Annotated in this window: 24 protein-coding genes and 2 pseudogenes; 12 read left to right on the forward strand and 14 right to left on the reverse strand. The window is 72.8% G+C overall.

What is annotated here, in order from left to right; genetic code table 11:
- The first annotated feature begins 216 nt into the window (after positions 1-216).
- The 3 genes from ACZ4V6_RS26445 to folE all read left to right on the forward strand — a co-directional run bounded on the left by ACZ4V6_RS26445 (position 217) and on the right by folE (position 1,938).
- A complete protein-coding gene (locus ACZ4V6_RS26445; protein ID WP_467832030.1) occupies positions 217-765 on the forward strand; it encodes a DUF2231 domain-containing protein in 549 nt (182 codons plus the stop codon).
- Positions 766-836: 71 nt separating this feature from the next.
- On the forward strand, positions 837-1,280 hold the full coding sequence (locus tag ACZ4V6_RS26450; RefSeq protein ID WP_467832032.1) for a hypothetical protein: 444 nt from the start codon (positions 837-839) through the stop codon (positions 1,278-1,280).
- 1 nt (position 1,281) lies between these two features.
- Positions 1,282-1,938 (forward strand): GTP cyclohydrolase I FolE, encoded by a 657-nt coding sequence (gene folE / locus ACZ4V6_RS26455; RefSeq protein WP_467832034.1) that lies wholly within the window; start codon positions 1,282-1,284, stop codon positions 1,936-1,938.
- Positions 1,939-2,086: 148 nt separating this feature from the next.
- Here the strand turns inward: folE and ACZ4V6_RS26460 are convergent, their stop codons facing one another.
- Positions 2,087-2,752, reverse strand: coding sequence for an MSMEG_1061 family FMN-dependent PPOX-type flavoprotein (locus tag ACZ4V6_RS26460; RefSeq protein ID WP_467832036.1), 666 nt, complete (start codon positions 2,750-2,752; stop codon positions 2,087-2,089).
- 378 nt (positions 2,753-3,130) lie between these two features.
- On the opposite strand from ACZ4V6_RS26460, the gene ACZ4V6_RS26465 reads away from it, so the two are divergent.
- On the forward strand, positions 3,131-3,511 hold the full coding sequence (locus ACZ4V6_RS26465; protein WP_467832038.1) for an antibiotic biosynthesis monooxygenase family protein: 381 nt from the start codon (positions 3,131-3,133) through the stop codon (positions 3,509-3,511).
- Positions 3,512-4,006: 495 nt separating this feature from the next.
- On the opposite strand, the gene ACZ4V6_RS26470 is transcribed toward ACZ4V6_RS26465, so the two are convergent.
- Together ACZ4V6_RS26470 and ACZ4V6_RS26475 are read right to left on the reverse strand one after the other, a co-directional pair.
- Positions 4,007-4,192, reverse strand: coding sequence for a hypothetical protein (locus tag ACZ4V6_RS26470; protein WP_467832040.1), 186 nt, complete (start codon positions 4,190-4,192; stop codon positions 4,007-4,009).
- Entirely contained in the window at positions 4,189-4,488 is a 300-nt protein-coding gene (locus ACZ4V6_RS26475; RefSeq protein WP_467832043.1) for a hypothetical protein, read from the reverse strand. Before ACZ4V6_RS26475 ends, ACZ4V6_RS26470 begins: the two co-directional genes overlap by 4 nt.
- Before the next feature lie 86 nt (positions 4,489-4,574).
- Between ACZ4V6_RS26475 and ACZ4V6_RS26480 the strand changes: the two genes are divergently transcribed.
- Positions 4,575-4,979 carry an alpha/beta hydrolase family protein gene (locus ACZ4V6_RS26480; protein WP_467832044.1) on the forward strand — a complete coding sequence of 135 codons (405 nt, stop codon included), beginning with the start codon at positions 4,575-4,577 and terminating at the stop codon, positions 4,977-4,979.
- Positions 4,980-5,178: 199 nt separating this feature from the next.
- Positions 5,179-5,634, forward strand: a complete 456-nt coding sequence (locus ACZ4V6_RS26485; RefSeq protein WP_467832046.1) for a tellurite resistance TerB family protein — start codon at positions 5,179-5,181, stop codon at positions 5,632-5,634.
- A gap of 56 nt (positions 5,635-5,690) precedes the next feature.
- On the opposite strand, the gene ACZ4V6_RS26490 is transcribed toward ACZ4V6_RS26485, so the two are convergent.
- The 3 genes from ACZ4V6_RS26490 to ACZ4V6_RS26500 form a co-directional block, all read right to left on the reverse strand.
- Complete coding sequence (locus ACZ4V6_RS26490) at positions 5,691-6,623, reverse strand: M56 family metallopeptidase (RefSeq protein ID WP_467832048.1); 933 nt, start codon at positions 6,621-6,623, stop codon at positions 5,691-5,693.
- A gap of 6 nt (positions 6,624-6,629) precedes the next feature.
- Positions 6,630-7,019 carry a BlaI/MecI/CopY family transcriptional regulator gene (locus ACZ4V6_RS26495; RefSeq protein WP_467832051.1) on the reverse strand — a complete coding sequence of 130 codons (390 nt, stop codon included), beginning with the start codon at positions 7,017-7,019 and terminating at the stop codon, positions 6,630-6,632.
- 392 nt (positions 7,020-7,411) lie between these two features.
- Positions 7,412-7,633 carry a twin-arginine translocase TatA/TatE family subunit gene (locus tag ACZ4V6_RS26500; RefSeq protein WP_467832054.1) on the reverse strand — a complete coding sequence of 74 codons (222 nt, stop codon included), beginning with the start codon at positions 7,631-7,633 and terminating at the stop codon, positions 7,412-7,414.
- Between the two features lie 163 nt (positions 7,634-7,796).
- Between ACZ4V6_RS26500 and ACZ4V6_RS26505 the strand changes: the two are divergent.
- Positions 7,797-8,684: pseudogene (locus tag ACZ4V6_RS26505) on the forward strand (ion transporter); the annotation flags it as partial.
- A gap of 236 nt (positions 8,685-8,920) precedes the next feature.
- Positions 8,921-9,844 (forward strand): ketopantoate reductase family protein, encoded by a 924-nt coding sequence (locus ACZ4V6_RS26510; protein WP_467832057.1) that lies wholly within the window; start codon positions 8,921-8,923, stop codon positions 9,842-9,844.
- 451 nt (positions 9,845-10,295) lie between these two features.
- Here the strand turns inward: ACZ4V6_RS26510 and ACZ4V6_RS26515 are convergent, their stop codons facing one another.
- From ACZ4V6_RS26515 to ACZ4V6_RS26535, 5 genes are all read right to left on the reverse strand, one after another.
- The gene (locus ACZ4V6_RS26515) at positions 10,296-10,457 is read right to left on the reverse strand and encodes a hypothetical protein (protein WP_467832060.1); all 162 of its coding nucleotides are present in this window, start codon (positions 10,455-10,457) and stop codon (positions 10,296-10,298) included.
- Positions 10,458-10,869: 412 nt separating this feature from the next.
- Positions 10,870-12,000: a winged helix DNA-binding domain-containing protein gene (locus ACZ4V6_RS26520; RefSeq protein ID WP_467832062.1), complete on the reverse strand. Its 1,131-nt coding sequence runs from the start codon at positions 11,998-12,000 to the stop codon at positions 10,870-10,872.
- A 58-nt stretch (positions 12,001-12,058) separates the two neighbouring features.
- Positions 12,059-12,553, reverse strand: a complete 495-nt coding sequence (locus ACZ4V6_RS26525) for a nucleoside deaminase (protein ID WP_467832064.1) — start codon at positions 12,551-12,553, stop codon at positions 12,059-12,061.
- Between the two features lie 81 nt (positions 12,554-12,634).
- On the reverse strand, positions 12,635-13,105 hold the full coding sequence (gene cynS, locus ACZ4V6_RS26530; RefSeq protein WP_467832066.1) for a cyanase: 471 nt from the start codon (positions 13,103-13,105) through the stop codon (positions 12,635-12,637).
- A gap of 114 nt (positions 13,106-13,219) precedes the next feature.
- The gene (locus ACZ4V6_RS26535) at positions 13,220-13,813 is read right to left on the reverse strand and encodes a carbonic anhydrase (protein ID WP_467832069.1); all 594 of its coding nucleotides are present in this window, start codon (positions 13,811-13,813) and stop codon (positions 13,220-13,222) included.
- A gap of 128 nt (positions 13,814-13,941) precedes the next feature.
- Here ACZ4V6_RS26535 and cynR point away from each other — a divergent pair, with 128 nt between their 5' ends.
- The 3 genes and pseudogenes from cynR to ACZ4V6_RS26550 all read left to right on the forward strand — a co-directional run bounded on the left by cynR (position 13,942) and on the right by ACZ4V6_RS26550 (position 16,001).
- The gene (cynR, locus tag ACZ4V6_RS26540) at positions 13,942-14,847 is read left to right on the forward strand and encodes a transcriptional regulator CynR (protein ID WP_467832070.1); all 906 of its coding nucleotides are present in this window, start codon (positions 13,942-13,944) and stop codon (positions 14,845-14,847) included.
- Positions 14,848-14,987: 140 nt separating this feature from the next.
- Positions 14,988-15,161: pseudogene (locus ACZ4V6_RS26545) on the forward strand (DUF4232 domain-containing protein); the annotation flags it as partial.
- A 333-nt stretch (positions 15,162-15,494) separates the two neighbouring features.
- Positions 15,495-16,001: a GNAT family N-acetyltransferase gene (locus tag ACZ4V6_RS26550; RefSeq protein ID WP_467832463.1), complete on the forward strand. Its 507-nt coding sequence runs from the start codon at positions 15,495-15,497 to the stop codon at positions 15,999-16,001.
- Positions 16,002-16,232: 231 nt separating this feature from the next.
- Here ACZ4V6_RS26550 and ACZ4V6_RS26555 read toward each other — a convergent pair whose 3' ends face one another.
- Together ACZ4V6_RS26555 and ACZ4V6_RS26560 are read right to left on the reverse strand one after the other, a co-directional pair.
- Positions 16,233-16,862: a hypothetical protein gene (locus tag ACZ4V6_RS26555; RefSeq protein WP_467832073.1), complete on the reverse strand. Its 630-nt coding sequence runs from the start codon at positions 16,860-16,862 to the stop codon at positions 16,233-16,235.
- 563 nt (positions 16,863-17,425) lie between these two features.
- Entirely contained in the window at positions 17,426-17,809 is a 384-nt protein-coding gene (locus ACZ4V6_RS26560) for an STAS domain-containing protein (protein ID WP_467832075.1), read from the reverse strand.
- Positions 17,810-17,914: 105 nt separating this feature from the next.
- Here ACZ4V6_RS26560 and ACZ4V6_RS26565 point away from each other — a divergent pair, with 105 nt between their 5' ends.
- Positions 17,915-18,277, forward strand: a complete 363-nt coding sequence (locus tag ACZ4V6_RS26565) for a helix-turn-helix transcriptional regulator (protein ID WP_467832077.1) — start codon at positions 17,915-17,917, stop codon at positions 18,275-18,277.
- A 137-nt stretch (positions 18,278-18,414) separates the two neighbouring features.
- Here the strand turns inward: ACZ4V6_RS26565 and ACZ4V6_RS26570 are convergent, their stop codons facing one another.
- The gene (locus ACZ4V6_RS26570) at positions 18,415-19,662 is read right to left on the reverse strand and encodes a PP2C family protein-serine/threonine phosphatase (protein ID WP_467832079.1); all 1,248 of its coding nucleotides are present in this window, start codon (positions 19,660-19,662) and stop codon (positions 18,415-18,417) included.
- Between the last annotated feature and the right edge of the window lie 620 nt (positions 19,663-20,282).

A 20,282-nucleotide genomic window follows, 5' to 3' on the forward strand; every position in this document is an offset into this window, starting at 1 on the left:
CGAACATGCGCCGCCGCGAGTCCTCGCTCAGGACGCTGACGGAATCGATGGCGCTGCCGGCCCTGTCGGCCCGCACGGTCTGATCGGAAGCCACAGAACCACGATAACCCCCATCGACGTAGGCACAAACGTTCCTTTCACTCGCCACCCTGCGCATCTTGACGCCATCCTCGATAAGTCCAAGAATTATTGGCGAAACCAGAGGAGGAGATGGCGATGCCCGATGAGCCACAGCTTCAGGCGAAGCGACCGGTCAGCGCCGCACTCGCCGGCCCGTACGGCCACCCGTTCCATCCGATCCTGGTCACGGTGCCGATCGGCGCCTGGGTGACCAGCCTGGTGTTCGACGTCGCTTCCCAGGTGGTCAGCCGGCCGGGCTTCCTGACCCAGGGCTCGGAGTGGTTGATCGCGGTCGGGGTGATCGGCGCCCTGCCGGCGGCCACGGTCGGTTTCCTCGACCTGCTCGCGATCCCGGCCCGGACCCCCGCCTTCCGCACCGCCCTGGTGCACATGTCGTTGAACCTGCTGGTGACCGCCGCCTACGCCGTCAATTTCCTGTGGCGCCAAGGCACCTACGCCGACGGCGGGAGCGTCGGCCCGGGCAGGCTCGTCCTGTCCGCGGTCAGCCTCGCCCTCCTGGGCGTCTCGGGATTCCTCGGCGGCAAGCTCGCCTACCGCTACGGCGTCCGCGTCGTGGACGAAGGCACCCAGGCCGAGGGATACACGCCCCGCACCAGCGGGCGGGACGCCCGCCCCACCGCCTGAAACCGCCCGACCCGCACCACGGCCGAGGTGCTGCGGCCGCGTTCGACATCACACCGTTTCGGGAGCTCCCCATGGACATCGCCGCATTGATCACCTGGGTGGTCACCGCCCTCGGCGGCTTCTACATGCTCGGCACGTGGATCCGGCGCGGCGGGATCCACCAGCAGCAGTCCGGCACCAGCCGCCTGCCCGCACCCGCCGTCTTCGGCCACTTCGCCCTGGCCGCGATCGGACTCGTGGTGTGGATCATCTACGTCGTCGCCGAGAAGAGCGCCCTGGCCTGGACCTCCTTCGGTCTGCTGCTGCCGGTCGCCCTGCTGGGATTCGTGATGCTGGCCCGCTGGATCCCCGTCCACCGCGACCGCGCCGCCGCCGGAGCGCCGGCCCCGGGGACCGACGGGACCGTCCCCGCCGAACGCCACTTCCCCCTGGCGGTCGTCCTGGCCCACGGCCTGTTCGCCGTGGTCACCCTCCTCCTCGTCCTGCTCACCGCCCTCGGTATCGGAGGCAGCTGAGATGACCGAGCGTCCGCACCACGCCACCGCCCGAACAGACCTGCACGGCGAGGAGGGCACGGCACCGGCACGGCCCGCGCTACGGGTCGTCCACGAGGCCGGCGGCATCGACCTGGCCGCCGCCGAAGAAGCCGCCGGCCGGTTCCTCGACGCCCTCGGCATCTCCACCGCCTCCGAGAGCCTGCGCGCGACACCCGGCCGCATGGCCCGCGCCTATGCCGAACTGTTCACCCCCCGCCCCTTCGACCTGACCACCTTCCCCAACGACGAGGGCTACGACGAACTCGTCCTGGCCCGCCGCATACCCGTCCGGTCGGTCTGCGAGCACCATCTGCTGCCGTTCGTCGGCACCGCCCACGTCGGCTACCTGCCCGGCGCGCGCATCCTGGGCCTGTCCAAGCTGGCCCGTGTCGTCGAGCACTTCGCCTGCCGCCCACAAGTCCAGGAACGACTGACCAAGCAGGTCGCCGACTGGCTGCAGACCCACCTGGAGCCCAAAGGGGTCGGCGTGGTCATCGAGGCCGAGCACGCCTGCATGACCCTGCGCGGCGTCCAGGCCGCCGGCTCCACCACCATGACCTCCACCCTGCTCGGCCTGCTGCGCTCCGACGCCCGCTCCCGCGGTGAGTTCCTCGCCCTGGCAGGCACCACCTCATGACCGGCCGCGTCACGACCGCCGGGCGGACGCGCCCCTGAGCGGGGCGGCACCGGCTTCGGAGCCCCGCTGCCGAAGCCGCTGAGAATGACGGAGCCCTCTCCCCCAGCCCGGGGAGAGGCCGGTCGTCGAGCAGGGACCCGGTCCGGATTCACTCGTAGCGCAGGCGCAGCGACTCCCGTTCGGCCTCCTCGATCTGGTCGACGGTCAGGCCCGGCAGGTTCAGCTGGGCCAGCGTCACCTCGGCGCTGGTCGGCTGGGCGTCGGCGGGCACCCACCGCTCCGGTCGCCAGGCGTCGGCGCGCATCAGCGACTTCGGGCAGTGCGGATAGGCCTGCTCGACCCGCACCACGATCGCCGCGACCGGCGGTTTCCCGACGGGAGTGAGCTGGGCGAGCAGCTCCGGGCGCGCCGAGACGCAGGCGCGGCCGTTGACGCGCAGCGTGGTCGGGCGGCCGGGGACGAGGAAGAGCAGTCCGACGCGTCCGGTCTGCAGCACATTGTGCATGGTGTCGAGCCGCTTGTTGCCGGTCGCGTCGGGGATCGCCAAGGTCCGCTCGTCCAGCACCGAGACGAACCCGGCCGGGCCGCCGCGCGGCGTCACGTCCGCCCGGCCCTCGGCGTCCGCACTGCCGATGAACACCAGCGAGGAACAGCCGATCAGCGCCCGGGTCTCCTCGGTCAGGCGGTCGGTCTCCTTGCGCAGCGAGTTCGGGTTCGGCTGCGGGTAGAGCTCGCGCAGCTGGTCCGGGCTGGTGAGGGCGTCCGCCCGGAGGGATTCGAAGAGGAGGCCGGCGGCCTCGGTCTCGATCATCATACGGACGACCCTAGGAGACGACCGGGGCAGCGCGCGGGTCAGCGCGAGATCCCGGTCCTCCTCCGACGTCCTCCGGTTTCGACAGCGCCCACCGCTGGAACCGGGCGAGGATGCCCGGCAGATCCGGTCCGTCCCGCTCCGTGCCCACGGGCTGTCCGCGGGGCTGCCGTGCGCGATGGCCGTGGCTGGTGGTGCGTCGGGCAACGTTCCTCCTGGAGTTTCCCGTCCGTTGCACCGCTCTGCCGGCCGACGGGCTCGTCGCCGTTCCCCGGAGCCGGCGGAGAGCCCGGACGGTTTTGGCCAAGAACCCGATCCCTCATGCACCCCTTCCGGGAAAGACCCTGGATCGCTGGACGTGTCCCGCCTTACGGTGACGCCATGAGCGATCACCCGGAAGCTCCCGTCGCGCCCGTCGAGGCGTACGAACCCCCTTACTACGTGGTTGTCTTCACTTCGGTGCGCACCCCGGACCAGAGCGGTTACAGCGAGACCGCCGCACGCATGGAGGACCTGGTGAAAGACGTCCCCGGATTCCTGGGGATGGACCACGCGCAGACTCCCGGCGGGCTGGGCATCACTGTCGGGTACTTCCGTGACGCCGCGGCCCTCGCGGAGTGGCGGAGCAACGCCGAGCACCGCGCGGCGCAGAAGCGTGGGCGAGCCGAGTGGTACCAGAGCTACACGCTGCATGTGGCGAAAGTGGAGCGGAGCCACGGATTCACGCGAGCACGGGTCCCGCGGAGTCCGACAGCGGGCTGACCCACCGAAGTCACCTCCTGGCCCGGCGGGCACCGTCCCGCCAGGCTGCCCGGGTGGCAGAACGGGTACGCGTCCGCGCGATCGACGGCGACGGGGGAAGGCGCCTGCTGCGGATCACCCGCGGGGCCGCCGGCCCGGTGGGGACCTGGCGGCGAGCGCAGACGGTGCTGCCGCCCTCCCGCGCCCTCATGGGGTACGGGCGTCAGCTGTCGACAGGCTGTTCTCGCGGAGACGGTGCCGGGTGGTCCTGCCGTGCCCGACGGTGAGGCGCAGCGCGAGCGGACCCCGAAGGACTTTTCCTCGTGCGTACGTTCCCCGACACGTGCCCCGTCAGGACGGCGCCGGTGCCGTCGCCGAGGAAGGCGTCGACGCGGACCCGTGCGGCCTCGGGCACGGTGTGCTCCGTCGACTCCTCGAACCGAGCGGCGCGTTCGGTGACGGTGGACCGCGGGCGGGTCCACGGGACGGCGGGGCGGGCGGTCGCTCAGTGGTTCTTCAACGGCCGCCGCACGGGTCGGCGCCCGCAGGCACCGGCTCGGTGTCGGCCGCCAGGCAGGAGGAGTACACCCGCGGGGGCGTGGGCCGCGGCTCCGGTTCCCGCGCGGCGTCCACGGCGACGACCGCCGCGACACCGGCGCAGATCAGCCCCGCCGCCGCGGCGAGCCCCCTGGCGCGGCTCACCGGTCGCCACGGAAGTGGTCGCGGATCTCGTCGCCGCAGTCGTCCGCGCCGACCCGGGTTCGTGAGAAGGCCAGTACGCCGTCGTCGTCGCCTTCCCGCCTGGCCTCGGCCAGTTGCGCCTCGATGTCCGCGATGTACTCGGCGCATTCGGCGCTGACGGGCTTCTCGTGCTTCTCGGTCCGTGGTTCCGGTGCCGAGGAGGCGTTCAGCGCGGCGGTGGCGGCGACACCGGTCGTGCACAGCACCGCCCACGCGGCAACCCACATGCGGCGGCTCATCCGTATCGGCTGGGGCATCCGGACATCCTACGAGCGCGGTAGCGGGTCGTCGCCGCACCACCTGTCCCAGCGGTGACGACGACCGAAGACAGACCCTCTCCGCGATGACGACGGACATGCTGCACCGGACGGCGGAGTTCCTCCCGGCGGACCCGGACCGGCTCACCGCCATGGCCGGGTACTTCGAGCTCTTCGCCGGCTGGAAGCCTTCGCGACCCCTCTCCCCCACCCTCTTCGTCCGGGTCCGGGACCTGCTGCCCGCTACGGAACCCGCTCCGGTCTGGGACCTGCCGCACGTCGAAGTCACCGTGCCCGGTGACCACTTCACCGTACTGGAGGAGCATGCCCGCACCACCGCGCCCGCGGTCCACCACTGGCCGGCCGGTCCGGACCGGCGGACCCCCGGCGCCGCGCACCGGTCAGAGGTTCCCGACGGCCCGCCGACGCCGGAGGAGGCCGGCTCCGCACGGCGTGGGACGGCGCCACGGGGCGGGGATGGTCACCGGTGAGCACCCGCGCCCCTCACGCCGACGGCCCCGGGCAGGAGGCTCCGGCCACGTCCGTACGAGGGGCCCATCGCCCGGGCGGGGCCGAGCGGCCGGTGGCTGAACGGGGCATGACTCACTCCTGCTAACTTCTACATATCTGTAGAAGTTAGCTCCGGGCCGCCGACGCGGCCCGGAGCCCCGTTCGAGACCTGGAGTGTTCATGGCCCTGTGGGACCGCATCAAGGAATCCGCCGCCACCATGCAGACCCAGCTGGTGGCGAAGAAGAACGACCTCAAGAGCGGTGCCTTCCGCGACGCCTCCATGGCGATGTGCGCGCTCGTGGCGGCCGCGGACGGCACCGTCGACCCCTCCGAGCGACAGCGCGTCGCCCAGCTCATCGCCACCAACGAGGTGCTGCAGAACTTCCCCGCCGACGACCTGCGCCGCCGTTTCGAGGCCAACCTGGACAAGCTGACCGCCGACTTCGACTTCGGCAGGGTGAGCGTGCTGCAGGAGATCGCCAAGGCGAAGAAGAAGCCCGCCGAGGCGCGGGCCGTCGTCCAGATCGGCATCGTCATCGGTGGCGCCGACGGCGACTTCGACAGGGACGAGCAGGCCGTGGTCCGCGAGGCCTGCTACGCCCTGGACCTGCCGCCGCACGAGTTCCACCTGTAACCGCGGCGGCCCCCGGCGTGGGCGGTGCCGCCGGCCGGCGGCACCGCCCACGCGTGCTACAGCGGGGTGGCCGCCTTCAGCACCAGGAACAGCGTGACGGCCGCGTTCGCCGACGACAGCGCGGACATCATGGTGCCCGCAGCGGCGGTCCACGCCGCCAGGCCCACCGCGGTGAAGACCGGAGGCCACACGCGTACGGCGGGGGCGGGGCCGAGCAGCGCGGCCACCCGGCGCGGCACCGGCCCGGCCGAAGCGAAGCCGGCCAGTGTCGCCGCCGGGGTCCCCCGGGAGACCAGCGCCGCCTTGCCGACCGCCAGAGCCATCACACGGCGGCTTCCGATCACCTGTGCCGCTTCCTCGTCCGCCCACCGCTCGACGGTGTAGGACACCGCCGTCCGCAGGGGCCGCAGGAACGGGTTCGCCTGCGCCGCCAGCTGTCCCACGAGCAGGAACCTGTGGTGCCGGCCGGCCAGGTGCGCCCGCTCGTGCGCGAACAGCGCCCGCCGTTCCCGCCCGTTCAGGCAGGAGAGCATGGCGGTGGACACCACCACCCGGCCCCGTCGGCCCGAGGGCAGCGCATAGGCGTAAGGCGCCTCGTCAGGCAGCACCGCCACCGATTTCCTGGGCAGCCCCGCCAGCGCCTTCCCGGCGCGCCACCGGATGCGGCGGTGTCGCCACAGCACCCGCGAGCAGGCCATCGCCACGGCGAGCAGGGCCGGAATCGCGGCCTTGCCCGCGACCTCGTCGTACGGGACGGCCTCGCGCACCTCCGCGTCCGACCAGCCGTCCGGCAGCGGGTTGCCCGGCAGTTGGGCGGTGCCCACCACCATCAGCAGTGCCAGGCACACCGTGCTGCACACCGCCAGAACCCCGGCCGTCAGCGACAACAGCCACGTCGCCGTCCGCGGGTGCAGATGCTGCTCGGCCAGCCGCGCCACCGGCCACGCCGTCAACGGCAGCACCAGCGGCAGGAAGACGAACATCCCCATCAGGCTTCAGTCTTTCCCTTCCGGGCCGAGTCGGCCCAGCAGCTGCCGCAGCAGACGTTCGTCACCCGGGTCCAGTGAGGTGACGAAGCGGGCCAGTACCGCCTCCCGGTCGTTCTCGCCGTCGAGCAGCTTGCGCATCTTGCGTGCGGCGAGCCCGGCCTGGTCCGACACCGACGTCCACACGAAGGAGCGGCCCGCGCGCTCGCGGGTCACCGCCCCCTTGCCCAGCAACCGGGTCAGGATGGTGACCACGGTCGTATAGGCGAGGTCCCCGCCCAGGCGCTCTTGCACCCAGCCCGCCGACGCGGGCGCGCGCGCCTCGCGCAGGGCCGACAGGACCAGCCCCTCCAGCTCACCCTGTCCCCGTCGCCGGGGACGCCGCCGCTGGTCGCTCACGCCCGCTCCCTTCCGCCGGTCACCACACCACGAGCCGTAGATCGTCGAGGTGTCCCGCACCGACCCCCTTCGGTGCGCGCGGCAGGACCCGGCCACCGCACACCATCTACAGAATTGTAGAAGCCGCGTCGCCCCGCGGCACACTTCCGTCCCCCGCCAAGGGACCGGCGAGGAGAAGGACATGGGTGTCGTCGCATCGCCGGCCCCGGCTCCTCTCGCCGGGGCGACCGTCAAGTCCGTCCCGGTCGGCGGGAGTTCTCCGGCCTCGCCGCCCGGGGCCCGGCCGTCGGCGGTGCGCTCGTCCTGCCGACCGGCTGCCGTCTGCCGCCTGCCGTTCGGCGCCTCCATGCCTGACGCCCCGCGCCCGGCCCCACCGGTCCGGCAGCGCGGCGTCAGGCCCGCGGGACCCCGTCGTCGCGCCGCAGGACGCCGCCTTCCACGACCGCTCCGGAAGGCGGCGGCCCGGCGGGCTCCTGCCCCTTCAGCGCCCTGGTCTCGCTCTTGAAGATCCGCGCCGCCCTGCCCGCGGACCGCGTCAGCCCGGGCAGCTTCTTGACACCGAGGACGACGACCACCACGAGGAGGATCAGCGCCAGCTCACTCAGGCCGAACATCAGGTCTGCTCCCTCTCCACGGACGGCGGCCGGACCGAGCGACCGGCACCCCACCGACGTCTACATTGCTGTAGAAGTCTGGCGTAGAGCATGATCGCTCAACAAGCCCGCCTTCCAGCCCGGATGGCCGGGAACAGTGTGCTGCGCGAAGGAACACAGCAGGATGACGGACGGCGTTCCCACGGTCCGGCCCGCCTCGGCGCGGGCTTCGACGGCGCGATGGTGCCGGACCATCACCGAGGCCCGGTGGTTCGCGGTCACCGTCTTCTGCCTGATCCTCGCCAACGCCGCGCTGCTGGGAGCCGAGACCTACTCCGGCGTGGTCAGCCGGTGGCACGGCTGGTCAGGGGTGGCCGAGCACGCGTGCGTGGCCGCCTTCACCGTGGAGATCCTGCTGCGCCTGGGCGCCCACGCCGACCGCCCCAAGGGATTCTTCCGCGACCCGTGGAACCTCTTCGACCTCGCCGTCGTGCTGAGCACCTTCCTCCCGCTGGTCCGGGAGAACACCACCGTCCTGCGGCTGCTGCGACTGGCGCGCGTCCTGCGCACCGCCCGGTTCCTGCCGCAACTGCGCATCGTCCTCGTCGCCGTCGCCCGCAGCCTGCCCGGCACCCTCAGCTTCCTCCTCGTCGGCGCCCTGCTGCTGTACGTGTACGCCATGGTCGGCTGGGTCTTCTTCGCCCACCACGACCCGCAGCACTACGGCTCCGTCGGCCGCGCCGCCCTCACCCTGTTCCTGCTCATGACCCTCGACGGCATCGGCGACGCCGTCCACGCCGGTCTCGAGGTCTCCCGCTGGAGCCTGCTCTACTACGCCTCCTACGTCCTGTTCGCCTCCTTCGTCCTCGTCAACGTCCTCATCGGCGTCGTGCTGACCTCGCTCGACGAAGCCCGCGACCTGGAACGGGACACATCGACGCCAGAGGGCCGCCCGGCATCCGGCCCGGCCGATCAGCAGGTGCTCCTCGACCGCATCGCCACAGCCCGCCGCGCCCTGGACGACCTCGAACGCGAGCTCACCCACGTGTCGGCGCAGCCCGGCGCCGAAGCGGGACGGACCGCTCCCGCCCCGAACGGGCGCACGCGCCCGCGGCATGCCGGTGACCGCCCGGTCGCCGACGTCCCGGCGGACCGTGACGGCGTCGACGTCGCGGAGGCCGGCCAGGACCCGCCACACGTCCGCCCGTTCCGGTCCGTCCCCGGCCATACGTGTGAGGGGCGTCTCTGCGAAGATGCTCTTCGAGGCGGCCACCGATCACCGGGGCCGACCCAGGAGAGGACGACTTCATGACGTTCGCGACGAGCAGGTCCACGGTGGCCGTTCTGGGTCCGGGCGGCGTCGGCGGTCTGCTGGCCGCCCTGCTGTCCCGCTCCGGTCACCGCGTCATCTGCCTGGCCCGAGAAGCCACGGCACACACCTTGCGCACCGGGGGGATCGAGGTCCGTAGCCGTCGGTTCGGCGACTTCACGGCGGCCGTGGAAGCGGACACCGAGCTGCGCGAGCCGGTCGACGCGTGCCTGATCACCGTCAAGCAGACCGCGCTGGTCGCCGCACTCACCCGCGTGCCGCCCGCGACCCTCGGCGACGCCCTCGTCGTACCCCTGCTGAATGGCGTCGAACACCCCGCGGTCCTCCGCGCCCGCCACCGGCCTGACCGGGTGGCCCCCGGAGTGATCCGCGTGGAGTCCACCCGCCTCGCCCCTGAGGGCGCCGGGCCCGTCGTCATCGAGCACGGCAGCCCGTTCGCCGAGATCGACCTGACCGCCGACACGGCATCCCGCCTCCACGTCGAAACCCTGGCGGCCACGCTGTCCACCGCCGGGGTGACGGCCCGCGTGACCGGGGACGAGACCACAGCCCTGTGGGCGAAGATGGCCTTCCTCGCCCCCCTCGCCCTCCTCACCACCCGGTACGGCGCTCCCCTCGGCGAGATCCGCACCCGCCACCACGAGGAACTGCAGAGCCTGGTCGCCGAAACCGCCGCGGTCAGCCGCGCCTGCGGCGCCCCGGTGGACCCCGCCCAGGCCTCGGCGCGCTACGAGGCCTTCCCGGCGGACACCAAGTCCTCCATGCAGCGCGACGCGGAAGCGAACCGACCGCTGGAACTCGACGCCATCGGCGGAGCGCTGCTGCGCGCGGCCGGCCGGCACGGGGTGCCCGTGCCGGTGACGGCCCGCCTGGTACGGGAACTGCGGGCCGCAGGCCATTAGGGCGCAAGGGGATCGAACGACACCGCGGACCCGGCCGCCGCGGGCCGCCACGGCCGTCCCGATCGCGTCGGTGACAGCGGGGCGCGCCTGGGGTCGGCCGCGGGCCGGCCCAGCGCCTTCCTCCGGCAGGTGCCGATCACCGTGGCGACCGCGCGGTGATGCCGAGATCCGCGGCCACCGCCGCGTACGTCGGCCACCGCCGCGTACGTCCGCTTCCCGGCCGCACCGCGACGGAGCGTGGCCGCGTCCTTCCCGGAACTCCTTCGGCCACGGGGACTCGCGCCCCACATGGGCACCCCTCTCCGGACCATCAGGATCCGTTGCCAGGACGTCCGCTCCGGCCGCGGACCGCCGTCGTCGGACCGCGCGAGGACGGGGTACTCGCCCGGCCGCTCGGCATCGATCAGCCAGAAGTACCCGTCGGCCCACTCGGTGGACCCCCCCAGGGCACCTACCCCTTGCCGCCCGGCGCGTAGATCGCGTGGGGTTCGACGGCGGAGACGCTTCCGAACCTGCTGTCCTGGTCGACCGACAGCCAGGCCCGCCACTGTGTCGGGAAGCCGAACGCGACGCCCTCGTCCCGCCCCGGAAAGCAGACGGAACCACTGAACACGCCGACGCCGAACGCCTCGCGGAGCTCCTTGTGGTCCGCCGGCAGCGGGCCCCCGGCTCTCCTTCGATCGCCGCCCGGTCGACGGGGATCCCGAGCGGCTCCCACCCGGTCAGTTCGATCACTCGCCGAACCCGCATGCGACGATCTTTCCAGCACGGGCCTTCGTTCCGGCCTCCCTCGGCCCCCGGCCGCCCTGAGCCGAAGCCCAGGGGGCGATGCCGCTGGTGCTGGAGACTCTCACGCCGGAAGGCCGGTCGAGGGGTGCAGACCGGCGGTGGCCCGGGGCTGCTCGTCCGAGTCGGCGTGGAGGGCGGCGGCGGGGCGGGGCGGGAACGGTCGCGTCACCACGTGACGGGCCTGCGACGCCCGCGGCCCCCTCCTGCGAGGCCGTCCGTCGTCGGAGGCAGGGCCGTCACAGCAGGCGTGCCTCAGCCGTGGGGAGCTTGGCCCACCAGTGGTGGTAGCGGCTGTAGGCCTCCGCCTCGCGGGCGTCGAGCAGCGCTCTCAGGGACCGCGCCTCCGTGGCGAGCCCGTCCCAGGCGGCGGGAGGCAGGGAGTGGAAGGCCGTGGCCTCGATGCCGCCGTCCACCGGACGCCAGACGCCGGCGACGTAGCCATCCACCAGCAACGTGGGCAGTACGTCTCCGTTCCTGCGGATCACCAGGGAGCGGTAGGCCGGGGGTATCACCCGGCTGCGGTCGGCGTACGCCAGCAGAATGCTGTCCCACATCGCCATCAGCCGGGGCGGCGCGGGAGTGTCCGCGGGCGGCCGGGGGGCGGCCGGGAGGTCGAACAGCGTGCTGCCGTCCGGCCCCCGGACCTCCTCGACGGCGTCGTCCAGAGCCCGCAGCGCGTCGCGGACGGGTGCCCGCTGCACCATGGCGAACTGCGCCACGTCCGCCACCGACGCGGGCCCGAAGCCCGCCAGATAACGCAGGACCAGGGTCTGCAGCGCCTCGGGGTCCACCGCCCGCCCCGCGGGGAGGGCCCCGGTCCCCGCCGCGACGAAGGACGGCCGGAGGCCGAACGACCAGGGCCCGCCTGTCGGGGCATGGTGCAGCGGTGCGTAAGCCTTCAGCCCCCACCACGCCCCGTCCTTCTTCTCGGCACCGAGCCGCTCCTCGACCCACGCCTGCATCTCTGCCGAAGTCCGCGGCCGGCGGGCGAAGGCCAGCAGCTCCGGCACCAGCTCGCCGGCGTCCGCCGGGGTCAGCCCCGCGTCGGCGAAGCGGAAGCCGAGCCGGGAGGCATACAGGGTGGGCTGCATCGCCGCTCGCATGACCGGGTAGTCCTCGGCATGCACGGCGTGCAGGGTGATCCGCATCAGGGTCGCCTTGACCACCGCACGCCCGGCGAAGGCGGCGTCGAGCTCGGCCGGAGCGAAACCGCTGACCCGGTTCCACAGGGCGAGGTAGGGCGATGCCGGATGCTGCGCCTGGAGCGCGACCACGCGCCGCACCGCGTCGGGGACGGCCAGCGGTTCGCGCTCCAGCAGCAGTTGACGGCTGAGGGTCGCCCGGTTGAGTTCGCGCGCGGAGATCACAGCCGCGCAGGCTACCGTTCCGTTCCCGCCCCGCGACACCTCGGGTGCCGGGCGCGGTTCAGGCGGGGACGCCGGCGACGCGGCGTTCGCCGCCGTTGCGTTCCTGCCAGAACCGGTAGACCGCGGTGGCGTCGTCGCGGGGCTCGTGGCGCATGGGCAGGCGGCGCTCGTCCCAGTTCTTGGCGAACTCGTCGTAGAAGGTGCTCAGCTCGAAGTACTTGCGGTCGTCGACGTAGTGGGGCTCGTAGGCCTCGCGGGTGGTGAGGAAGACGACCTCGTCGGGAGAGCAGTAGTACAGCGAGCCCAGGCACATGGGGCAGGGGTGGGCCAGCACGTAGATGGTGGTGCCGGTCAGGTGCTCGGTGCCGAGCTTCGTGCACGCCTCTCGGATGGCGAGGACCTCGGCGTGGGCGGTGGGGTCGGACGTCTGGGCGACCTTGTTGCCGCTCTCGGCGAGGACCTCGCCGTCCTTGACGACGACCGTGGCGAAGGGGCGGCCCCCCTCTTCGACGTTCTTGCGGGCGAGGTCGATGGTGCGCTGGACGAAGTCCACGGGGATTCCTCCGGATGACGGGGTCGGGCAGGGGGCGCGGGGCGGGCCGGCGGGGAAGTCGGCCCGCCCCGCGGAAGGACCTCAGAAGGGCTTGGTCGGCAGGTACTTGCCGTCCAGGGTGATGACAGCGCGCTCGCCGCCCTCGGGGTCGGCGACCTTCTTCACGTCGAGCTTGAAGTTGATCGCGGAGATGATGCCGTCGCCGAACTGTTCGTGGACCAGGGCCTTGAGGGTGGTGCCGTAGACCTGGAGCATCTCGTAGAAGCGGTAGATCGTCGGGTCGGTGGGGATGCCGCCCGGGATCGAACCGCGGGTCGGGATCGTCTGGAGCAGCATCACCGCGTCCTCGTCCAGGTCCAGCAGCTCGGCGACCGCCTTGGCGGCCTGCTCCGGCAGGGCGTGCTGGCCGAGCACCGCGGCGGTGGTGAAGGGCACCGACAGGCCGGAAGCGTCGGCGATCTGTTCCCAGGTCAGGTCCTTGAGCGTCTTGGCCCGGACCGCCTCGACGGCGAGGTCCTGGCGGGCGGCGGGGTCGAACTGTGCGTGCACCATGAGAAGGGTGTTCCTTTCGGGAGGGGTGTGACGCCTCGTACGCGCTCGTGCGACGGCAACGGCGGTCAGAGGCGGTCTCGCGCCGCGGGGAAGCGGCACGGGGGAACGGGGAGGTCAGGCCACGAGGGCGGCGGGGCGGCCGGCGGGGTCGAGCCTGTCGACGCGGCCGGTGGGGATGTCGTAGACCCAGCCGTGCAGGCTGAGCGTCCGCTCCGCCAGGGCACGGGCGATCGCGGGGTGGGTGGCCAGGTTCGCCAGCTGCGCGAGCACGTTCTGCCGCACCAGCGCGTCGACGTCCCCGGCGGGGGTGGTGCGGGCCCGGGAGGCGTCCGCGTGCCGCAGCCAGTCGGCGATCGCCGGCGCGCCGGACAGGTCGTGGCCCCGGGCCAGGGCCGTCATCGCGCCGCAGGCCGAGTGTCCGCACACCACGATGTCCTTCACGCCCAGGACGGCGACGGCGTACTCGACGCTCGCCACCACCCCGTCCGGGGCGGGGCTGTGGGCGGGAACGAGATTGCCGGCGGTACGGATGACGAACAGCTCGCCCGGCTCGCTGCCGGTGATCAGTTCCGGGACGACGCGGGCGTCCGAGCAGCTGATGAACAGCGTCCGCGGAGCGTGGTGTCCGGCCAGGCGGGCGAACAGGGCCTCCTTGGCCGGGAAGACGTCCTGCTGGAACCGCGCGACGCCTTCGGCAAGGTCATGCATGGGATCACTCCCCTTCGGTGGGATCGCCGCCCTCACCAGGCCGGCGAAATCCACCATGCACGACCTGCGCCTATAGCGTCCAAGACGCATTGCCCATGAGAGTTATAGGTGCCATCTATACTCACGTCATGGCCCTGGAACTGCGCCACCTGCGCTATCTGCTCGCCGTGGCGGAGCACGGCACCTTCACCCGTGCCGCCGAAGAACTGCACATCTCCCAGCCCACCCTCTCCCAGCAGATCAGGCAACTGGAGCGGATCCTCGGCGTCCAGCTACTGGACCGCACCGGCCGCACCGTACGCCTCACCGACACCGGCGAGGCGTACGTCCACCACGCCCGCCGCGCCCTGCGCGACCTCGCCGCCGCCGAACGCGCCGTCCACGACGTGCGCGACCTCACCCGCGGTCACCTGCGGCTGGCCGTCACCCCCACCTTCACCGCCTACTTCACCGGCCCGCTCGCCGCCGAACTCCACAGCCGCCACCCCGGCATCACCCTGACCCTGCGGGAGATGACCCAGGACCGCATCGAAACGGGACTGCTCGCCGACGAGATCGACCTCGGCATCGCCTTCACCGGCACCCACCAGCCCGGCATCACCGCCACCGAACTGTTCACGGAGTCCCTCACCCTCGTGAGCAGCGCCCGCCACCGCGCCGACCACCCGCTCCCCCTGCCCGTGACCGACCTCACCGAGCGCCATCTGGCCCTGCTGAGCGGCGACTTCGCCACCCGCGGCCACATCGACGACTACTTCACCCGGCACGGCGTCACCCCCCGCATCGCGGTGGAGGCCAACTCGATCCAGGCCCTCACCGAGATCGTCCGGCGCACCGCACTGGCCACGGTGCTCCCCGACGCCCTCACCCACGACCACCCGCACCTCGTCCCCGTCCCCCTGGACCCGCCCCTGCCCACCCGCACCGTCGCCCTCCTCACCCGCACCGACGCCTACCGGAGCGCCGCCGCCGACGCCTTCACCCGCCTCATCCATGACCTCGTCCGCACCCGCCCCTACACACCTGCTCCGTGACCCACCGGGCCCGGCCGGGGAGACCCGCTGCGCCAGGCCGTCCGTGCGACAGGGCTGTACCAGCGGGTGGTCGGTCGGAACGGTTTGCCGGGAGGGGCGAGGCCGGCGAGTGCCGCACCGTCGGGCTGGAGATCACGGCGATGGACGCCACCGTCGACGGCGACCCCGGTCGCACCGTCGCGGTGGAGCCGAGGAACGGTGGCGGCCGGGACCGCGCGATGTCGGGGTACGCGGGTGTCGGCCTGCGGACCGATTCGGGCTCGCTGTCCGCGAAGCGCACGGGCGAGCGGACCGCCCAGGTCGTCCTCGAGGACGGGGAGACGGTGGCCTTCGGCATCCACCACCCGGTCGACGACTCGGGCGGCTCTGCCGTCCGCTGCGACCGTTCTCCGCGGTCGCCCCCGCACGGGGGCGGAGGGGCGTGCGTGTACGACATCCGCGACGTCGGCGTCTCCCGCCCCGCCGTCTCCCACCATCCGGAGAAGTGGGAGGAGGCCGGTCCGCTCACCTCCGAGCGGCGCGGCACCCGGGTCTACCATCGGGTCGAGCCGTCGGTCCTTCCCCCACGGGCAAGCTGCTGGTTCCGCCCACCGAGGCCAGACCGATCGAACGACACGGAGATCGAACGACACGGAGGGAGAGCCGCGGTGAGCGGAGCGTCGGGCGCGGTGATCGTGCCGCTGACGGCGGAGCACGCCGAGCAGGTGCTGGCGATCTACCAGAGCGGCATCGACGAGGGGAACTCCACCTTCGAGACCGTCGCGCCGTCCTGGGAGGCGTTCGACGAGGCGAAGCCGGCCGAGTACCGCTTCGCCGCCGTCGACAAGGACGGCACGGTGCTCGGCTGGGTGGCCGCGAGCCGGGTCTCCGACCGGTGCGCGTACGCGGGTGTGGTCGAGCACTCCGTCTACGTCCACCCCGCCGCCCGCGGCCGCGGCATCGCCTCCGCCCTGCTCGAGGCGCTGATCGACTCCACCGAGCGGGCGGGGGTCTGGACCATCCAGTCGGGGATCTTCCCCGAGAACTCCGCCAGCCTCGCCGTCCACCAGCGCGCCGGCTTCCGCGTCATCGGCACCCGGGAGCGGATCGGTCGACACCACGGCATCTGGCGCGACGTCGTCCTCGTCGAGCGCCGCAGCCCGGTCGTCACGTAGGCCGGAGCACTCCGGCCCTCCTCCTGACGTCCGATTTGTCGTGTCAGGCCCCGGCCACGCCCAGGAGGTCCGGGGTCTCAGGGACGCCGAGGTCATCGGTGCCCCCGGCGTCCGGGAGCCGGGGGAGAACAAGACGCGGGGCCGCCCACCGCAAGCGCGCCCCGTTCCACTCCTGGAGACGCCCCGGGCGCATCCCCGGTCGGTCCGAAGGCGCCGGGAACAAGCCGGCGGTCATCGGTCTCCGTACGGGAACGGACCGGTCGCGGGGGCCACGCACTTGTCGACGACGGTCTTCTCGCCCGCCGCCGAGCCGTCCAGGCAGAGCCGTCCGCCCTGGTCGCGCAGGTCGAGGAAGAACCGCGTGGCCGTACCGGACCGCTCGAGGCCGTGGATGTGCCGGTCGATGTAGCCGAGGTCGTTCAGGATCGTCCTGACCTCGGCGGGGGTGGGATCCGCCAGATCCCGGAGCGCCTGGGTGACGCGCTCCTCATGGAGGTTGCCCGCGCACCAGTCGCGGGCGTTCAGCTCCACCTCCGGCCCCGCCGTGGGGGCGATCGGCTCGATCGCGTCGCTCGGCGGTGTCCGGCCGGGCGGCGACGTCGCTGCCGGACCGGTCGGCGGCGCCTCCGGCGGAGCGCTCGGGGGACACGACTGCGCGACCTCGTCCAGCATCTCCGCGAAGCCCGCGCCGGGCCGGGCGCCCGCGGTGTCAGCCGGCTTGCCCGGCCGTCCGTCGGTGCCTGTCCTCTCGGTGCCGCAGGCGGTGAGCGCCAGAACGGCGAGAGCCGCTGTCGCGAGCGAGATCCGCAAGTGGTGCGAGGAGCAGGCGATCGTGCTGGTCCGGGCGGGGGTTCGTCTCATGTGCCAAGTCTCCGGCCGGGCCGTCGCCTCCACGTGAGTACGCGTACTCAGGTGAGCGGGGAGTACTCACTCGGACTTCGACGGGACGTGACCAGGTGCAGCGGGGCCGGGCACCGCTGTCGCCGGTTCGCGGGAAGGCGTCCCGCAGCGCGGTTCCAGGGACACAGGATGTTCTCCGGGGCTCCCGGCGCCGCGCCCGTCCCGGGCTGCGCGCCGAGACCGTGGGGGCGGAGCGCGGCAGCCTGGGCGCCCGTGCCCGGTCCCCTGCCAAGCCGCCGTCGGCGCCGCGGGGGCCGCGAACGATCACGTCGCGCCGCGGTTGCGCGGCGGACACCGGCTCGGCTCCCGACCGGCCGACGACGCCCTCACCCGTATCGGCGCTCTCATCGGGGCCCACCGCACCGATCTCCGGGCCGGCGCCACCTCGTAGCAGCCCTCCGGGCCGAGCGTTCCAGCGCGCGGAGTCGTCGACCGGGGCGCGGGTCACCGTGCGACGGGGCGCCGAGCGGTCCGCCCAGCCGGTTCCCCGGCGAGGCGGGGTCGTCGGCCCGCTGACGGACGCCTCAGCGGGCAGCGGCCTCTTCCACCGTCGCACGCACCTTCAGGACGGTGTCCACTCCGGTGAGCTGCAGGAGCCGGCGCAGCTGCTGCGTCGGGGAGACCAGCCGGAAGTCGACCGCTTGGTGGGTGAGGATCAGCAGGTTCAGCAGTGTCGAGTCCGCGAAGGTGATGCCGGAGGCGTCCAGGACCACCTTCGGACACTCCTTGGCCGCGGAGCGCAGCGCGTCCGCCAGCGGCGTGATCGACTGCATGTCGTACGCGCCTCGCGCGTCGACGACCCGGGCCCCGCACAGCTCGTACTGCGCCACCGCGGTCTGCTCCAGGATCTGGAGCCCGCATCCGTCGGCGTCGCTCGAACGCTCTGCGACCGCCTCATCCTTGGACACCCTCGGGACCCTCCTGTGTCTCCCCCGCGGAATACTGCCAACCATTGCGCGAAAAGTATGTCATGTATTAGGCGTCAGGCAAAGACAGTCCCTAAAATGCTGTGCATGGTTGAAGTGCCTGGATCCCACACCGGATGGACGTTCGTCACCAATCACGCGCGCGTGCTGGCGGCCATCGCCGACAACCCGAACATCCGGATCCGTGACATCGCCGCCCACTGCCGGCTCACCGAGCGCGCCGTCCAGCGGATCATCTCCGATCTCGAGCAGGACGGTTACCTCTCCCACACCCGCGACGGGCGCACGAACACCTACCGCATCGAGCCGGACAGGGTCCTGCGCCACCCGGCGGAAGCGGGCCTGACCGTGGCCGCGCTGCTCTCCCTGCTCGTCCAGGACGAGACCGACCGCGGACGGAAGCCCGAGGTCCGGCCGTCCCGCCTGGTCGATACCAGTGGTGCGCGGTAGGAGCGGAGCGGACACGGACGGCGCGCACGCTTCCCACCGGCGCGACGTCCGGGCCGGGCCGGCCGCGGCACCGGGAAAAGGGGGAAGGGCCGCTTCGACCTCCCCAGGCATCGCGGCCCCTCCCCGCCTGCGCGTGACTACCCGCCCGCGCCGGCCTCACTCCCCCGTTCTTCCCCGAGACGGTGCGCCCAGCCGGACGCGGGTCCCGCCGTCGGCGGGTCGGCGGAACGGGCTCCGTGCCAGTCCAGGACCATGACCGTCGCGTCGTCCTCGAGGTCGCCGCGGCAGGCGTCCCGTACGGCGGCCGTGAGGGTGCGGACGGTCTCCCGGGGGTGCAGGGCGCGGGTGTCACGGACGAGCGCGGGCAGGTCGGCCGCAGCGGCACAGCGGTCCTGCATGCCGTCGGTGAGCAGGACCAGCCGGTCTCCGGGACGCAGGCGCAGTTCCTGCAGGGCGTAGGGGACCGGGGAGGCCACTCCGAACGGAAGGTTCACGGCGAGCCTGACCTCCTCCACGGTCGTGCCGCGCACCCGCAGGGGCCAGGGGTGGCCGGCGTTGACCAGTTCCGCGACGCCTGTCCCCAGGTCGACGCAGAACAGTTGTCCGGTGGCCAGACCACGGCCGTAGGCCAGCAGCGCCTCGTGGGCGTGGTGGGCCTGCCGGAGAGCGTCGCAGCCGTCGCGGCGGGCCCGGCGCAGTGCTCCGACCAACAAGGTGGCCAGCAGGGCCGAGTCGGTGTCGTGGCCCATGGCGTCCGTGATGGAGAGGTGCAGGGTGTCGCGGTCGAGGCTGTAGTCGTAGGTGTCGCCCCCGATGTCGTCGGCCGGGACGAGCCCCGCGGCCAGGGTGAACTGGTCGGCCTCGCAGCACGACGCCGAGGGCAGCAACCGGTGCTGAATCTCGGCGGCCATGCTGGTCCTGGTGGTGCGCTGGCCCACGTGGTACAGGTCGGTGAAACGGCGGTCGGTGACGATGATGTAGGCCAGCGCGTGCGCCGCCTCGTCGATCTGCCCCAGGACGGTGTCGTCGGCGTGCTGCAGGGTCACCTCCAGCACGCCGATGCAGTCGCCGCGGTTGGTGACGGGCGTGATGACGCGCCGCCCGCCGTGGCCGTCCGGTTCCACACACCGGCGCTGGCTCCGCAGGACACCGTCGTAGACACTGTCCCGCAGGTCGATCAGCTCGGACCGGGCCGGCAGGCCGCCGTCCACGGCCGCGGGCAACCGCACCAGTCGTTGGCCGACGAGATCGACGAACAGGAAGGACACCCGCTCCGCCCCGAACCGCTTCTGCAGGTTCCGCGCGACCACGTCGACGGACTCTCCGGGCGGCGCCGCCTCGGCAGCGGCCAGGAGCTCTCCCAGTTCCAGATCTCGACCTTCCACGGCACCCTCCTGTCCGGTGTCGTGACGTCTTCCCCGCAATCTTTCGCAGTCACCCGGACGACCGGCCCACCCGTGCGCTCGGGGCGGCAGAGGAGAGCGGCGACCGGGCCCGTGCGCCGTCCGCCCCGACCAGCGGACCGGTGACGACGGTGCCGCCGTCGGCCTCGTCGAACAGGACGGTCCCCTCGAGTCCGGGGATCCGCAGCGCTCGGCGGCCCCTCAGGACGAGGACACGGGAATCGTCCGCCGAGCCGGCTGCCCCGAGGGCGCGTTGCCCGTCGCAGTCGCGGGTGCCGAGCCTCCCGCCCTGCGAGCGCGCGGCCGGGAGGGCTCCGCCTCGCCGACCTTGGCCCGTACGCCCTGGACGCGCAGGACGCGGACGGGCGGCCGCCGGTGATCGCCCGGCACCGGCCCCGCGGGCGAGGAGGTGCAGGGTTCCCACTGCTGCGCCCGCGGGGCCGACGGGAGGTCCAGTACCCCTCGTTGCGCCCGGTACGCCGGATACCGGCCGTCACGTCCGATTCGATCCCCCGGCGCCTCTCCCTCGACGGCCGAACAGCACAAAAGGGCGGGCCCGGCCCTGTCGGACCGAACCCGCCCCTCACACACCGCCTTTCGCG

It is taken from the genome of Streptomyces sp. NPDC029152, from assembly GCF_055564355.1.

Coding starts and splice junctions, on each gene's coding strand:
- ACZ4V6_RS26445 (WP_467832030.1), top strand. CDS start 217: ATGCCCGATGAGCCACAGCTTCAGGCGAAGCGACCGGTCAGCGCCGCA.
- ACZ4V6_RS26450 (WP_467832032.1), top strand. CDS start 837: ATGGACATCGCCGCATTGATCACCTGGGTGGTCACCGCCCTCGGCGGC.
- folE (WP_467832034.1), top strand. CDS start 1,282: ATGACCGAGCGTCCGCACCACGCCACCGCCCGAACAGACCTGCACGGC.
- ACZ4V6_RS26460 (WP_467832036.1), bottom strand. CDS start 2,752: ATGATGATCGAGACCGAGGCCGCCGGCCTCCTCTTCGAATCCCTCCGG.
- ACZ4V6_RS26465 (WP_467832038.1), top strand. CDS start 3,131: ATGAGCGATCACCCGGAAGCTCCCGTCGCGCCCGTCGAGGCGTACGAA.
- ACZ4V6_RS26475 (WP_467832043.1), bottom strand. CDS start 4,488: ATGCCCCAGCCGATACGGATGAGCCGCCGCATGTGGGTTGCCGCGTGG.
- ACZ4V6_RS26480 (WP_467832044.1), top strand. CDS start 4,575: ATGACGACGGACATGCTGCACCGGACGGCGGAGTTCCTCCCGGCGGAC.
- ACZ4V6_RS26485 (WP_467832046.1), top strand. CDS start 5,179: ATGGCCCTGTGGGACCGCATCAAGGAATCCGCCGCCACCATGCAGACC.
- ACZ4V6_RS26490 (WP_467832048.1), bottom strand. CDS start 6,623: ATGGGGATGTTCGTCTTCCTGCCGCTGGTGCTGCCGTTGACGGCGTGG.
- ACZ4V6_RS26500 (WP_467832054.1), bottom strand. CDS start 7,633: ATGTTCGGCCTGAGTGAGCTGGCGCTGATCCTCCTCGTGGTGGTCGTC.
- ACZ4V6_RS26510 (WP_467832057.1), top strand. CDS start 8,921: ATGACGTTCGCGACGAGCAGGTCCACGGTGGCCGTTCTGGGTCCGGGC.
- cynS (WP_467832066.1), bottom strand. CDS start 13,105: ATGGTGCACGCACAGTTCGACCCCGCCGCCCGCCAGGACCTCGCCGTC.
- ACZ4V6_RS26535 (WP_467832069.1), bottom strand. CDS start 13,813: ATGCATGACCTTGCCGAAGGCGTCGCGCGGTTCCAGCAGGACGTCTTC.
- cynR (WP_467832070.1), top strand. CDS start 13,942: ATGGCCCTGGAACTGCGCCACCTGCGCTATCTGCTCGCCGTGGCGGAG.
- ACZ4V6_RS26555 (WP_467832073.1), bottom strand. CDS start 16,862: ATGAGACGAACCCCCGCCCGGACCAGCACGATCGCCTGCTCCTCGCAC.
- ACZ4V6_RS26565 (WP_467832077.1), top strand. CDS start 17,915: ATGGTTGAAGTGCCTGGATCCCACACCGGATGGACGTTCGTCACCAAT.